Below are 13870 nucleotides of genomic sequence, written 5' to 3'. Positions count from 1 at the left end.
GGCTGTGCGGGTGGCGGAACGAGTACGCGTCCGTGAGATCGACGATGACGAGGGCAGGCGGCTACTGCGGATCAGCCGCCGGGGCGCCGAATCGGTGGTGACCTGGCGGCGGGCCCAGATGGTGCTGCTGTCCGCGCAGGGCATGGCCGTGGTGAGGGTCGCCAGGTGACGTTCACCAGTCCGAAACGTGATCCACGACTTCAACGTCGGCGGCTTCGCCTCCCTCTACCCCAGGTGCAGGGGGCTGGCCAAAGACTTTCACCTGCCCGAACGCCGGAAGGTCACGAAGATCGCCAAGTTCCGGTCGACCGGGCACGGCCTGCCGTTTTCAACCTGGAGCCTCACCAAACTGACGGACTTCCCGGCCGCCGAGGGGGTGGTCGACGACATCAACCACGAGGGCCTGCGCATCCTGCTCCACGAGGAAGGTGTCTCCTTTCAACGCGTGAAGACCTGGAAGACCTCCCGTGACCCGGACTACACGGCCAAGAAGACGCGGGTGGAACACCTGTACGCGATCGCCGGCGGCAAGGTCATACCCGAGAAAGGCGAGCCGGGTGCGGTGTTCTGCCTAGACGAGTTCAGGCTGTTGAACCTTCAGCCGCCCCCGGGCAGGCAGTGGGCCAAGCGCGGCGGCAAGCACAGGAACCCCGACCGTGAGCCCAGGCCCAGGCAGCGGGCAACTTATACCCGCCCGCAAGGGGTCCAGCACCTGCTTGCCACCCACGACCTGGCCCAGGACAAGCTTTATGGCCATATCAAGAAGACCAAGCCCCGGTCGAGGTTCCTGAAGTTCTGCCACTACCTGCGCACGCTCTACCCTCCGACGATCAGCCTGGCGATCGTCTGTGACAACTACTCCCCGCACCTGACGACCGGGAAGTGCCGCCGGGTGGCGGACTGTGCTCAGGCCAACAACGTCGAGATCGCCTACAGCCCGACCAACTTCTTCTGGCTGAGCCGCATAGAGGCTTAGTTCGTCGCCCTGCACTACTTCACTCTCGACGGCACACCGACCACGCCAGCTGCAAGGAACAGAGCAGCATGATCCGCCGCTACATCATCTGGCGAAATCGCCACGCAACGACGAGCGGCTACAAGCCGTGCTTGACAAGGCGAACCTTGCCTGATGCGACGCTAGCTCGACGGCTTCTTCGAAGAATGCCGGGCAGGGGCAGCCGGTAGGACCACTCGTCCAAGATGCTTGGGCGGGTTCACAGCCGCTCAAGCGGGTAACCTCCGAATCCCGTCATGGACATGTTTGCCCCTATCTGCGCCTTACAGCACCTTTCGCAATTCCACCGACTTCATCCGCCTGAATCACCGATTTCTCTCAGGAGGACAATGGGGGTGCCTTGCGTGCCGAACCTCGATACACATCAGGGGCGTACCGTCGTTCGGAAACGTCGATCTTGTCGTAAGCAGCCTCCACCAGGTCGACCTCTAGGGCGGCGGCGAGTTGTACGAGGTAGTTCAGCACATCAGCCAGCTCCCCACGGATCCGGCCCAGGGTCTCAGGGTCTGGACGCCGAGACTCCTCGGGAGTCAACCACTGGAACTCAGCCAGCAGCTCACCTGCCTCACCTGCCAAGGCCATCGCCAGATTCTTTGGGGTATGGAACTTCTCCCATTCACGCTCCGCACCGAACCGGCGAAGACGCCCGGCGAGTTCCTCAAGTTCTGTCGCCATGGGTGCCGACTTTACCGCCCTGTCGTCATTGGAACTCGCAATCGACGTCCGCAACAGGAGGTGACGGAGACCGACAATTGTCGGTCGACGGCGTTACGGTACGTCTCACACCACACATCACCTCCGTCTGGATGGCGTCACTTTGTGAAGGAGCGGCTTTCGTGGCCTCACGCTGTCTATACCAGGCAACCGCCGGTGAACTCGCCAACGTCATCTCCGAAGACCGTCTCATCAGAGAGCTCAGGCGCAGCTTCGATGAGCTGATCGGCGGCAAGCTGGACCATAGGGAAGTCGAATCGTGGCGCAACAGCATCCCGACGGTCGTCAATCTCCTGGTCGAGGCGGATCTGGCCGATGTGCAGGTGCTGGTGGAGTTCAAGATCCCGATCACCGACGTGCGTATGGACCTGGTCTTGGTCGGGTCCTACCCGGGCGAGGGCCGGATGTCGGTGGTCGTGGTGGAGAACAAGCAATGGGAGTGGGTGCGGCCGGATCCGGGCTCGGAGATGGTGCACGCTCCCGGGGCACCCAACAGTAACCCGCGGCTGCATCCGGTCAGGCAGGTCTGGGACTACCGTCAGGTTCTGATCGACTACGTTCCCCTGCTGAAGCAGTCGGCCGAGGTCTTCTGCATCGTCAACATGCACAACGCCACCGGTGAGACCCTGACGACGATCCGGCCCTCTGCCATGGGCCTGCAGTGCGATCCCGCCTATGTGCGGATGTATGGCAAAGATCATCAGGAGCAGTTCAAACGTGCTCTTCGCACTGTCCTGGCCCCCGAGAAGGCAACCCACTACGCCCAAGAACTTCTGGAGGCTCCGGTTTTGCCGACCGAAGGTCTGATGGCGGTGGTCAGCGAGAGCGTCTGCCGCCGGTCGGTCTTCCCGCTGCTGGATGAGCAGCGGGAAGCCTACGACTACGTGCGAGGCGCGGTCGCCAGAAGCAAGCAGGGCGCCCCCAAGGAGGCCATCGTGATCGTGGGCGGTCCCGGTACCGGTAAGAGCGTGATCGCGGTGGAGCTGCTGGGCGCTCTAAACCGCCAGGGCGTACGCGCCGTCCACGCCACCGGCAGTAAATCCTTCACCCAGACCCTGCGCGACAACGTTCAGAAGGTCGACCAACGGGCACGGCGCAGTTTCTCCTACTTCAACAGCTACACCCACGCCACCCCCAACAACCTCGACGTCCTGCTGTGTGATGAGGCCCATCGGCTGCGCGAGACCTCCCACAAACGCAACACAAACAACGGCTACGACGACGGCCGACAGGCACCGCCTCAGGTGCAGGAACTGATCAACGCTGCGCACGTCCCGGTGTTCCTGCTGGATGAGCACCAGTTGGTCCGCCGCGGTGAGGTGGGCTCCATCGAGCTCATCCGTGACACCGCCACGGCGATGGGAGTGAAGGTCCACCAGATCGACCTACGTCACCAGTTCCGCTGCGGAGGCTGCCCCGAATACGTCACCTGGATCGAGCAGCTCCTGGGCCTGGGTTCGGAGCAGGGCCCACAGCGGTGGCTGCCGCTGGACACTTTCGAGCTGTACGTGGCCCGCACCCCCGCCGTGATGGAGAACTTCCTGCGGACCAAGCTGACCCAGGGACACACCGCTCGCATCGCGGCCGGCTTCTGCTGGCCCTGGAGCGAACCTCAGCGCGACGGCGCCCTAATCAACGACATCAAGATCGACGATTGGCATCGCCCCTGGAACTCCAAGGCCGATCGCACGGTCAACGGCATTCCCCCCTCCAGCTTGTGGGCCAGTGCCCCGGCCGGCTTCAACCAGATCGGCTGCATCTACACCGCTCAAGGATTTGAGTACGACTACGCGGGCGTCATCTTCGGAAAAGACCTGACCTGGACCGAACAGGGGTGGAAGGCCGACCGTAAGGCCAATGAGGACACCATGGTCAATCGCGCCCCCCGCTTCGACCAACTGGTTCGCAACACCTACCGGGTTCTGGCCACCCGCGGTATGCGCGGCGCCGTTCTGTACTCCGAAGACCTCACCACCAACCGCCTGTTCGCCAGACTCGGCGTGCCCGTCCTGCCGGAGTAACGACCATTAGCCTCGTCCTAGCTGAGCGATGTACCGTACGCGGGTCTCACGGCTCGTCGGCTTGGGAAACTCACTCTCATCCATCGGTCCGCAAGCGGCACAACGGGATGTTGCGGCCCTCGTGCGGTCAAGGCGGTACTGCGTGACGCTCTTCTGTGGCTTCTACTCGCCCTTGGCCGCCTTGATCCACTTGGTGAACTCTCGGATCAGGTCCAAGATGAACACCCGTCCCGCCTCCCGGAACGGCAGATAGAGCCACACGGGCAAGGACAGCATGATGATCATCAACATCGGCAGGACAAGGACGGCGACGATGAGCGTGCGCTGCCAACGCGACAAAGGCATGAGCATGGGTGGTCCCTCAGACGACCGAAGACAGGGAAATCCCCACCAGGGCGTGAGGCAGATCCATACAGGCGACTAACGCACAACTAGCTAGAAGAGAGGAAAGAGGGAGCCCTTGACGACCTCCGCCCGATGGAACGCGAAATACTTGTCGCTATCCGCATTGTGCTCGGCGCATCGCCGACCGACCAGCTCCCGGGCAAGCTTGCCCAAATCCGACAGGTCGGTTTCTGGAATCGACGAGCGGATGACACCCTCGTTGTCGACGTAGATGTAGCCGTACTCGAACAAGGCGTCGCAGCCTGCCAGGCAGGCGCCCATCACATTGTTCAGGTCCAGCCGCTCGGTGTGGCTGGCTCGCGAGCGAAGCTTGATATGTGCCAGGCGCATCAGTTTCCGGGGCAGAGTGCGCCCGCACAACGCGCAGGTCAGAAGGGTCCGCTTACCAAACTTCGCCCCGCGCAGCTTCTGCTGTTCGCGCCGGCCGAGCATCATCCTGACCACATCGGTGGATCCGTCGATCGTCAGCAGATCGCCGAGCTTCGAGGCATCCTGCGGATGGGCGTCCTGGCGTGTTGCCGCGAGCGCCAGCACGGCGTCTGAGCTGCTGAGGACAGCGCTTCCCTGCTTGTTGGCCGACATCCGAAGCGCCTCCATGGCGTCAGCCGCCAGCATGGCTCCGGTCACGTCGGTGTCGTCGCTGAGAATATCGACATCCACCCGCTCCGGATAGATGTCATCAGGCCAGACCTGTGAAGCGTCGGTATACAACGGTCGGGTGATCTGACCGACGACGACCCGTTGCAGGTGCGCGTCGCGCCATCCATCCGCGGCGACGCGGCTGTTGGGGCCGCGGTGCCCGAACATGAGGTAGTCGCCAGTCTTAAGGGAGACGATGGTCTCCCGGCCGCCTGCCTTGCCTAAGGTGGCCGAGTGCCATCCCCAGATGCCGTTGTCGATCCCGATGGTGAAGTTGATGATCGAGTTGCGGGGAACGTAAACATACGCGGTCTTACTCACAGAGCGAAGTCTTCACTTTGCGCTTCCGAAGAAGCGAAGCAGGCACTGTGGCGATGAGCGGGTAAGGCTGATGAGCCACGGCTCGGTATGAACGGCATTGAGATCTCGTTTTCTTTTGCTGACTTGTTCCAGGAGGCAGACTTATCGTTCATGTAAGTCTGCTTATCACGGCTGCGATACGGCGTGCCGTCTCCACAGGATCAACGAAGTCCAACGAGGCGGTCTCACTAGCGCCTCGCTGTGGCATCTGATCCCGAGTGACTGCGGGTGGTGCGGCCAGGACGTCGCGCCACCACTTAAGGATCTCTTTTTCTACGGCCTCCGCTAGCGCCCCAGTTGTCGTTGCCCATTGGCAGTGAGCGCCATCAATTTTTGCCAGAGCCCATCCGGCCCTGCGGTGCTCGTGGAGTCGATTGGCTCCTCGGTTAGAGACACCAATCTTCACCGCGTTATGTGTCTCGGAAGTGACGAGATACACGATGGCGGGTAGAGCAGGGTCGAATCCATATTTTGCACAAGTGCGGCAACCACCTTGGCCCATACGGATTCTTGTGTAAGTTGGCGTGACGACCTGGCCGCATTTCAGGCAGCGTGAGGGCCAAGAGTTCCCGGACCCGGGATATGGAGTCAAAGGCTCCAAGTCAGCAGCCTGCATTACCTGGGAGGCGAGATGCGGATCTACGATCAATCCGGTGCAGTATCCGCAGGCTGCGTGGCCGCGGCGTACGTTGTTGTAGGCGGGGTAGACGGTTCGGCCACAGGCTATGCATTGGCACTCCCAAGACTGGTCGGCTCTACCTGGCCATGGCCCCTTCGGGTCAACACCGGCAGAATGCATGAGGGCAACTGCGTCCTTGAGGTCAACGGCTCGGCCAGCGCAGTACCTGCAGCCCGACTGGCCCGCTTTGATGCTGCTATATCGAGGGCTGACGATCTTGCCGCACGTCAAACACTCAGATTTCCATTTCATGTCCGAACCCGGGAAGTTGACACTGGGGCGAACTCCGGCGGCCTCCATGACCGCCCGGGCCGCCTCAACGTCGACCCGCTGACCAGAGCAGTAGGCGCACGCGTTGCTACCGTTGCGCACGTTGTGCAAGGTAGGGGTGATTTCTCGTGTACAGCTGGTGCAGCGAGATCGCCAAGGTGTTTTACTGCCCGGATAGTCCTCCAAAGGGACTGCGCCTGCTCGGATCATCACTACTTGTGCTGCCTTCTCAGAGATCCGGCTGGCCAGGCCTCCGCGAACCTTGCCGCAGTCCCAACATCCGCGCCCACCCTGCTGGATGGTGTTGTACCGCGGGATAACCTCCTTGCCACAAGTCAGGCACCGGCACCGCCAAGCCGCCTTGTTGAACCCCGGGTAAGGTTCCAGCGGCTCCAACCCCGCCTCGTGCATCACTTGCGCGGCTTTTTTGGGATCGATGCGTCGAGTCGCGCCACGCACAGCCGCACTACAGAATCGGCACGGCCGGGTACCCCTGCGTACGGCCTTGAACCACGGCGTCACCTCCTTGCTGCACGTCAGGCAACGGCACCGCCACGGAGAATGAGCGCCAGGGTAGGGCTCCAATGGCTCCACTCCCGCAGCCCGCATCACGGCGGTGGCCTCATCGTGCGAGATCTTTCGCGGCATGGCGGAACTATTGCATGAACCAGGACAAGATCATGCGATTTTGGAAGCTACCGCCTCAGCAAATCACTCAGGTTTCCATCTGGACGATGAGTCCAGGAAGCAGGTGAGGATGCATACTCGTCGTCACCTTCTAGAACATGCAGTGTCTTGGACGAGCCGCCATACCTCTATTGCCCGAACCTCCTGCAGATCGAACGTCTCCGTCCATCCGTTTGGCATCTCCCGCCTGGTCAGGAACGGTGGAATGCCGTATACGTCGCGAAGGATCTTCATGACTGCCTGTTCGATCCGTCTCGCTTCAGTACCCGTTTCCACTCGGTAAAGCTTGTCCTCGTGCCGCGTCCAGCCATTGCGTTCATGGGCTGCAAGCCGGTCAGTCCGCGTTGTTAAGCCTGTGATACCGATCTTCCCAGCTTCGTGTTCTTCGTGGGTGATGACGTACACGAGGGCAGGTGCGCCAGGGGCCGGGCCAGCCGGACGGCAGTAGAGGCAACCTCCCTGCCCCTGCCGGATGTTGCCATATTCTGGGGCCACGACGTTGTCGCAGGTTAAGCATCGACAGCGCCAGGGAGAGCGGCTTCCTGGATAAGGGACTAGAGGTTCCAGCCCGGCTTCCCGCATCTTCGCAGCTGCGAGTTCGGAGTCGAGGAGGGCATTGCCAGCGCAGTGCTGGCAGCGGTGTCCTCGACGAACAGTGGAAAGGCGCGGATGGGACACCTTTCCGCAGTCCAAACACTGTGACTTCCATGTCCAGCTGGCGCCCGGGTAGGGCTCTAGGGGTTCAAACCCGGCAGCGTTCATGTCCTCCACCGCAGTCTGCGGGTCAACCGGGGCTGTCCCAGAGCAGTACCGACAGCCGCCTTGGCCCTGCTGGACACGGTTGAAGCAGGGCGTGACCGTCTTTCCGCAGTTCATGCACTTGCATCGCCACGGCTCTTTACTGCCTGGATAAGGATCAAGGGGGTCCACCCCAGCATCCCGCATTAACTTCATCGCCGCCTGAGGGGCGACGCCGTTCCCGGCGCAGTACCGGCATCCGCCCTGGCCTTGCCGGATGTCACCAAGACGCGGTGTGACCTCTTGGCCGCAAACTGTGCATCGACACCGCCACGGCTCCTTGGTCCCTGGGTAAGGCTCTAGGGGTTCCAGTCCGACCTTGTGCATGTCCCTCACCGCCATTAGCGGATCGACTGGGGCGTTAGAGGCACAATCTCGACAGCCACTGCCACGCCGTCTGATGTCGCTGAGTCGGGGGGCCGACTCATGCCCGAAGGCTGTGCACCGGCTTCGCCATGGCTTCGTGGAATTGCCCGAGGAGGGGTCGAGAGGCTCGAAACCGGCAGCGAGCATCTGCTTCACCGCCAGCTCTGCCCCAATGGGCGCATAACCGCTACAGTTCCGACAGCCAACTCCTCGCTGGATATGGTTGAGTCGAGGCGAGGCTTCTTGGCCGCAACTCGTGCATCGGCATCGCCATGGCTCATGGGTACCTGGATAAGGGTCGAGAGGTTCCATCCCGGCCTTGAGCATGATTGCCACGGCCACCTCCGGGATGATGGGTGCGTTACCAGCGCAGTGCCGGCACCCGCCCTGCCCCCGCAGAATGCCGTCAAAGCGGGGTGTGACCTCCTTCTCACAGGTCACACATCGACATCGCCACGGCTTGCCGCTGCCTGGATAAGGATCGAGAGGTTCAAGCCCGGCCATCAGCATCCGAGCAGCGGCCTCATGCGGATCTCTTCTGGGGGGCATAGCCAAACATCTTGGGGCATCGCACCGACAAAATGGCTGGGACGATGAGTTACGCCGACGGGGATACATCCACGAACGTGATCAAGCAACTTCTCCACCGCATGGCAGCCCTCGGATAGAGCATCGACGTTTCAGCAGGACGCGGGACATGCGCGGGATGATCACACAAACCATGCGCGCTACACAGTGCGTTTGAGCACGTCAAGTTATGCGCGGGGGCGATGTGGTGCCTGCTCTCCTAAAGCGGGTGTCGCATGTTCGAATCATGCCGGGGGCACTCTTCTGACCAGCCGTTGAGCCTCTGACCTGGGGTTCAGCACGCCCTCTCTTGGCGATCACATGCTACTGAGTGCCACCATAGGCAGCCGTAGGTCAGCACCTGCGGGACATGCGCGGGACGATCATGGACCTGCTTCCGCCACCGGTCCCGGCGTCAGCCCCAAGCTCTCGCGTGTCCACTGGGTGATGGCCCCCATCTGGACGGCAGCCGGGCGAGGATCTCCCGCCGTGATGCGCCGGCCGAGCTGAAGGTCCTCCCCCTCCAGGCCGCTCTCCTCTTCGAGGATGCGACCGAGGTGGTAGGCGGCGGCCAGAACAGCGAGAGCCTCGTCCCTCAAATACCAGTAAGGGATCTCCATATAGGCAGAGTCCCCGGAATAGTCGAGCTGGAAAACACCGCGAGGCCCCTCGTACCGCAAGACAGGACCTGACATGTACTCCTCGGTCTCCACGTGCCCGAGCTCTTCGACGGCACGATGGACGACCCGGTCCCATATGGCTCTCTGCTCCGCGGTGAGATGGACCGGACGAGGCTCGTCATCAGCCTCCTCAAGGTCTACCGGCACCGATTCAAGCTCGGCTCCATCCGCGCGAGGACGCCCGAAATAGATGTCATAGGTCACAAGATCCGAATCTTAAGATCGCATCTCACGACGGTCCACCCACTTCTCGGCCAGCTCTTCCTCTCGACGGACGGCGCCCGTCGAGGAAGGACGGAGTCCGCTCACCCTGCTTTCTCGTGTAGAAAGATAAAAGCCCCGGTAACGCCGAGGCTTGTGTCATCAACCGATCTATTCGCCATCGAGAGCGTTGTTGATCTTTCCGTTGATGAGGTCCTGCTGGCCGCCCATGCACTTGGCGTAAACCCGCAGCAGAACGTCCACACTGTGACCGGCACGCTTGGCCACCTCGGTGGCCGGCACGCCTACGTTCAGCCAGAGCGACACGGCCGCGTGGCGCAGGTCGTACGGTTGAGCGGCCAACGACGACTCCGCCTGAGCCGGAGTCAGGGCGAGCTTTCGCGCCTCCTGCCAGACGTACTTTCGCGCCCCCCTGCCAGACGTAGGAGTGTGCCGAACTGGAGTAGGACCCGTCATTGGCCGTACGGAACAGCCTGCCATCCTTCGCCGTGCCGTAGGTCTCAATGTGCTCGCGAAGAATGGCCATGAGAACGGGCGGAATCGGAATCTCTCGTGTCTCCTTGTGCGCCCGGTGCTTGAGGCCGCGGGACTCGTGGGTCTCCCCCGAGTTGGTTCACCGCTCCGTCGCCTGCGGCCGGGCACGCTCCACGATGATGTGGCAGCCGGTGACTCGCCGGGCCAGGCCCGCCGCGCGGCTGGGAGGGACGTCGGCCAGGCGCATCCGCCGGTCCTCCTGGCGCATCCCGACCAGGACGAGCACATAGCCGACGAGTACGGTCGCGCCGAGCATGAGACCGATGATCAGGAGGATCGCGGTCACGTCCAGATCACCCCCGCCTCGACGATGCCGCGCGGACGGTTCGCCGGACGCCGGGACTGCTCGTTCCTCGTGGTCGTCCTGCGCTGGGCCGCCTGACGCCACACCCAGCGGTCCCCGGCTCGGCACTTGAGGCAGAGGAATCGCCCCCGCTCCAGGGCCGCGCCGCACTCGCAGGCGGGGGTCTCGTCGATCGGCTTGATGTGATTGATCACTGTCGACTCTCCTCTCGGTCGCTGCCGGTGGTGCCTTGCGATACCGAGAGTGCGACAAGGAGTTAGGACGTGATCACTACAGGATGGGACATGTTCGGGACGTCCGGTCTACGATTGCCAGGTCCCCGGACGTCCCCTCTACGGGCAGGTGAGATGGCGAACGAGCGGCTGCGGGTAGCCCTTCTCGAACGCGGGACATCGGTGGCCGAACTGGCCGAGGCGATTGCGGTCGACCCGAAAACGGTGGAGCGGTGGATCACCAAGGACCGCACGCCGTACCGAAAGCACCGTTACGCAGTGGCTTCGTTCCTGGAAATGGACGAGAGATACCTGTGGCCCGAGGCGCTGACGCCTCAGCAGGTGGCCGCCGCGTCCGAGAGCGAGATCATCACCGTCTACCCGCATCGCTGGGCCGTCCCCAGGGACGCCTGGGGACGTCTGTTCACACAAGCCGAACGAGAGATCGGTGTGCTGGTTTACAGCGGCATCTTCATCGCTCAGGACACCGGCATCATGCGGACGTTCACAGAGAAGGCCAAGGCCGGTATACGGGTGCGCATCCTGCTGGGTGACCCGGACGCGCTTGAGGCCGCCCAGCGTGGGGCTGACGGAGGCGTCGGTGAGGGCATGGCCGCGCAGACCCGGATGGCTCTGACGCTCTACCGCCCGCTGAGGCAGATCGACGGCATCGAGATACGGCTGCACCACACGATCCTGTACAACTCCATCTACCGCGGAGACGATCAGCTTCTCGTCAACGCCCATGTCTACGGCAAGTTCGCCGCCGATGCTCCGGTCATGCACCTACGTAAGGTGCTGGGCGGAGACATGGTCTCGACCTATATGGAGAGTTTCGAAAACGTCTGGGCCGGCGCCACTCTCGCAGGGTCCTGATCGTGGCCTACCGCATCGATTTCCACGACGCCCCGGACGCCCCCGCACCCAACAGCCTGGTGCCATCCGTGAACGTCGTGGTCACCAACGAAGCGAGCGAGATCCTGATGATCCGCCGGTCGGACAATGACAACTGGGCCGTGCCGGGCGGCGCGATCGACCTGGGCGAGTCACTGCCGGATAGGACCATCCGCGAGGCACTGGAGGAGACCGGAATCCGGTGTGAGATCACCGGTCTCGTCGGCACCTACACCGACCCCCGGCATGTCATCCTCTACACCTCCAACAGCGAGGCCCGTCAAGAGTTCGCCATCGTGCTGACCGGCCGCGCGATAGCCGGCGAGCCGACGCCGAGCGACGAGCCACGCGAGGTGCGGTGGGCGCCCCGCGACGAGGTCGACTCGCTGGCCATGGACCGGTCGATGCGCCTGCGGCTCGGGCACTTCCTCGACAACGCCGCCAGCCCGTACATCGGGTGAACGAGCTCACGCCGACGGGCTGCACGGCGACCCGAGGCACCTTTGCCCACACGTCCCCGAACGGTTCCTCACCCTGGAAGGCGATCCCATGGCCGAGCACACCCTCACCGATGAGCTGTACAAGGCCGAACGCCGTCTGCAGGCGGCGATGCTCGCCGGAGACGTCGAGGAGCTCGACCGGCTACTCGACGAGCGACTCGTCTTCACCGGCCCGCCGGACGGCGCGTGCCACCCGCAGGCCAAGCAGCTCGACCTCGACAACCACCGCTCGCGTAGGCAGGTCATGACCAAGCTCGTCCAGGAGGACCTCACCGTGGTCGTCGCCGGCACCACCGGCGTCACCTGCTTCCTGGGCGTGCTGGAGGGCACGTTCACGGGCACGCCGTTCGCCTCGCGGCTGCGCTACACCCGCACCTGGGTCCACACCGGCGAGCACGGCTGGCGCATCCTGGCCGCCCACGCCAGCCCGGCGTGATGTCACTCCCGTGCTCAGCCCGGCCTGTACGGCGCGCACGGCCGACTGGATGCAGTTGGACCGCCTGGCCCGTGCACAGGACGCCAACGGTGAGCTGACTGACTCCGAGCGGGAAGAGGTGATCCAGCTGCGCCGGCAGCGGGCCGAGGGCCACTGGACGCAGTTGTAGGCCAGTGATCGCTAACCATATGCGTACCGAGCTTGAGGTGGTTTGCTCAGGTCGCTGGCTTCTCTATGGCGGTGCACACTGCCGGGTTGTGACGATCGCCGGCGGTGGCGACGGCGGAGAGCCGTACGGAGCTGGGCGATCGCCGTAGCAGGACTTCCTCCGTTGGACCCATGGCATCGGTGACCGTGGCCGACGTCCGCATTCACACCGGTGACCACCAGATCCTCCACGAGGGACCAGCCCAGGCTGCGGAGCGGGCGGACGGAGGCCTGTCCTCGCCTCAGCGGGGGGCGATCAGAGGTAGAAGATCATCAGAATGGTGAGGCCGATGCTCAGGGCTATGAAGCCCGGCGTTCGAGGCTGCCTGGCGGCCTCCCTCCGTGAGGAGATCACCAATACGGCGCCCATGGCCAGCACCACCAGTAGGTGCAGGCCGTACCACATGGGGATGGGCAGTTTCCCGAGGATGGTCCCGGACAGCAGGTCGTCGGCGGCTCCGTAGCCGGAGAGGCCGGTGAGCACACCCAGGCCCAGCGCCGCGAGGGCGTATCGGAACCGTCCGAGCAGGGCCCAGAGAACCGTTCCAAGGACGAGCAGGGCCGAGGAGGTGTGGTGCAGTTGCCGGATGCGCAGGCCGCCGCGCACATCGAAGCTGAGGTTCAGGAGCGAGTTGTAGGCGGCGCTCATGGGAGTGCCCCGGAGGGGCTCGTAGGAGCCGCTGTAGGCCACCGTCTGGCCGCTGGGCACGTAGAAGAAGGCCAGGAAGCCTCCGGTCAGCAGGACGACCACAAAACAGTAGATCAGCATCTCGCCCACCAACTGCCTCAAGCGCTCCATCCGGCATATCTCACCACAACGGCCAGACACCGGCCCGGCGACAAGGGCCACCGACACAAGGAGAATGAGGAGGACGAGGAGGAGAGAATGGCCGAGAGACGCGGCAGGCCGAAGGGCCCCGGTGAGAGACGGGTTCTGGCTGCCGACAAGGCGGAGCCCCGCCCCGGATGCTCCGGGACGGGGCTCGGGGGCCTCGGTCAGTTTTCCAGGTCACGGGCCAGGCGCAACCACGTGGTGAACAGGTCGGGGTCGATGTCGGCCAGGGTGCGGAGCCTGACGGCGGCCATCTGCCTGGCGGCCGGCTCCAGGCGGCCGGAGGGGTCGGAGATCTCTTGGCCTCGCCACAAACCGAACGTCACGTAGGAGGAGTAGGCCTTGAAGTAGGCCACCGGGGTCTTGCCCGGGGCCGGGCCGAGACTCCAGACCGGGTGCCCGTGCCAGACCGCGCCCGCCTGAGGAAACACGGTGTCGACGATGGTCTGCAGCTTCTCGGCGATCTCGCGCAGGGCCGGGTCGAGGGCGGCGGCGTACTCGGTGACGGTGGCGGGCTTGGTCATCGCT

The 13870-nt window shown here is 63.5% G+C and carries 16 protein-coding genes; 7 read left to right on the top strand and 9 right to left on the bottom strand.

The features are described 5' to 3' along the window. Positions 1-10 precede the first annotated feature (10 nt). Positions 11-169, top strand: coding sequence for a hypothetical protein (locus tag J2S55_RS20540; RefSeq protein WP_306863441.1), 159 nt, complete (start codon positions 11-13; stop codon positions 167-169). Positions 170-187: 18 nt separating this feature from the next. Beyond that, a complete protein-coding gene (locus J2S55_RS20535) occupies positions 188-976 on the top strand; it encodes a hypothetical protein (protein ID WP_306863439.1) in 789 nt (262 codons plus the stop codon). A 357-nt stretch (positions 977-1333) separates the two neighbouring features. Here J2S55_RS20535 and J2S55_RS20530 read toward each other — a convergent pair whose 3' ends face one another. Further along, positions 1334-1690 carry a nucleotide pyrophosphohydrolase gene (locus J2S55_RS20530; RefSeq protein WP_306863437.1) on the bottom strand — a complete coding sequence of 119 codons (357 nt, stop codon included), beginning with the start codon at positions 1688-1690 and terminating at the stop codon, positions 1334-1336. Between the two features lie 161 nt (positions 1691-1851). Here J2S55_RS20530 and J2S55_RS20525 point away from each other — a divergent pair, with 161 nt between their 5' ends. After that, the gene (locus J2S55_RS20525) at positions 1852-3750 is read left to right on the top strand and encodes a DUF2075 domain-containing protein (protein WP_306863435.1); all 1899 of its coding nucleotides are present in this window, start codon (positions 1852-1854) and stop codon (positions 3748-3750) included. 162 nt (positions 3751-3912) lie between these two features. On the opposite strand, the gene J2S55_RS20520 is transcribed toward J2S55_RS20525, so the two are convergent. The 6 genes from J2S55_RS20520 to J2S55_RS20495 all read right to left on the bottom strand — a co-directional run bounded on the left by J2S55_RS20520 (position 3913) and on the right by J2S55_RS20495 (position 10455). Continuing rightward, complete coding sequence (locus J2S55_RS20520; RefSeq protein ID WP_306863433.1) at positions 3913-4089, bottom strand: hypothetical protein; 177 nt, start codon at positions 4087-4089, stop codon at positions 3913-3915. Between the two features lie 96 nt (positions 4090-4185). Next, entirely contained in the window at positions 4186-5115 is a 930-nt protein-coding gene (locus tag J2S55_RS20515; RefSeq protein ID WP_306863430.1) for a hypothetical protein, read from the bottom strand. A 3789-nt stretch (positions 5116-8904) separates the two neighbouring features. Continuing rightward, positions 8905-9405 (bottom strand): hypothetical protein, encoded by a 501-nt coding sequence (locus tag J2S55_RS20510; protein ID WP_306863427.1) that lies wholly within the window; start codon positions 9403-9405, stop codon positions 8905-8907. A 168-nt stretch (positions 9406-9573) separates the two neighbouring features. Continuing rightward, the gene (locus J2S55_RS20505) at positions 9574-9765 is read right to left on the bottom strand and encodes a site-specific integrase (protein ID WP_306863425.1); all 192 of its coding nucleotides are present in this window, start codon (positions 9763-9765) and stop codon (positions 9574-9576) included. A 271-nt stretch (positions 9766-10036) separates the two neighbouring features. Beyond that, positions 10037-10243, bottom strand: a complete 207-nt coding sequence (locus J2S55_RS20500) for a hypothetical protein (RefSeq protein WP_306863424.1) — start codon at positions 10241-10243, stop codon at positions 10037-10039. Beyond that, positions 10240-10455 carry a hypothetical protein gene (locus tag J2S55_RS20495; protein ID WP_306863422.1) on the bottom strand — a complete coding sequence of 72 codons (216 nt, stop codon included), beginning with the start codon at positions 10453-10455 and terminating at the stop codon, positions 10240-10242. Before J2S55_RS20495 ends, J2S55_RS20500 begins: the two co-directional genes overlap by 4 nt. Positions 10456-10608: 153 nt before the next feature. Between J2S55_RS20495 and J2S55_RS20490 the strand changes: the two genes are divergently transcribed. The 4 genes from J2S55_RS20490 (at position 10609) to J2S55_RS20475 (ending at position 12472) form a co-directional block, all read left to right on the top strand. Further along, complete coding sequence (locus J2S55_RS20490; protein WP_306863421.1) at positions 10609-11349, top strand: helix-turn-helix domain-containing protein; 741 nt, start codon at positions 10609-10611, stop codon at positions 11347-11349. A 2-nt stretch (positions 11350-11351) separates the two neighbouring features. Then, on the top strand, positions 11352-11828 hold the full coding sequence (locus tag J2S55_RS20485; RefSeq protein ID WP_306863419.1) for an NUDIX hydrolase: 477 nt from the start codon (positions 11352-11354) through the stop codon (positions 11826-11828). An 88-nt stretch (positions 11829-11916) separates the two neighbouring features. Further along, complete coding sequence (locus J2S55_RS20480; protein ID WP_306863417.1) at positions 11917-12303, top strand: nuclear transport factor 2 family protein; 387 nt, start codon at positions 11917-11919, stop codon at positions 12301-12303. A gap of 10 nt (positions 12304-12313) precedes the next feature. Next, positions 12314-12472, top strand: a complete 159-nt coding sequence (locus J2S55_RS20475; protein WP_306863415.1) for a hypothetical protein — start codon at positions 12314-12316, stop codon at positions 12470-12472. Positions 12473-12766: 294 nt separating this feature from the next. Here the strand turns inward: J2S55_RS20475 and J2S55_RS20470 are convergent, their stop codons facing one another. After that, complete coding sequence (locus J2S55_RS20470; RefSeq protein WP_306863413.1) at positions 12767-13309, bottom strand: cytochrome b family protein; 543 nt, start codon at positions 13307-13309, stop codon at positions 12767-12769. A 197-nt stretch (positions 13310-13506) separates the two neighbouring features. Beyond that, positions 13507-13866: a DUF1801 domain-containing protein gene (locus J2S55_RS20465; protein ID WP_306863410.1), complete on the bottom strand. Its 360-nt coding sequence runs from the start codon at positions 13864-13866 to the stop codon at positions 13507-13509. Positions 13867-13870 lie beyond the last annotated feature (4 nt).

The sequence above is a fragment of the Streptosporangium brasiliense genome, from assembly GCF_030811595.1.
GTDB lineage: Bacteria > Actinomycetota > Actinomycetes > Streptosporangiales > Streptosporangiaceae > Streptosporangium > Streptosporangium brasiliense.
The sequence above is the reverse complement of the archived record's forward strand: the minus strand, read 5'-3'. Positions and strand labels throughout refer to the sequence as shown.

Excerpts from the sequence above, each read along its gene's own strand:
- J2S55_RS20490 (WP_306863421.1), top strand. The coding sequence starts at position 10,609 with ATGGCGAACGAGCGGCTGCGGGTAGCCCTTCTCGAACGCGGGACATCG.
- J2S55_RS20480 (WP_306863417.1), top strand. The coding sequence starts at position 11,917 with ATGGCCGAGCACACCCTCACCGATGAGCTGTACAAGGCCGAACGCCGT.
- J2S55_RS20530 (WP_306863437.1), bottom strand. The coding sequence starts at position 1,690 with ATGGCGACAGAACTTGAGGAACTCGCCGGGCGTCTTCGCCGGTTCGGT.
- J2S55_RS20465 (WP_306863410.1), bottom strand. The coding sequence starts at position 13,866 with ATGACCAAGCCCGCCACCGTCACCGAGTACGCCGCCGCCCTCGACCCG.
- J2S55_RS20470 (WP_306863413.1), bottom strand. The coding sequence starts at position 13,309 with ATGGAGCGCTTGAGGCAGTTGGTGGGCGAGATGCTGATCTACTGTTTT.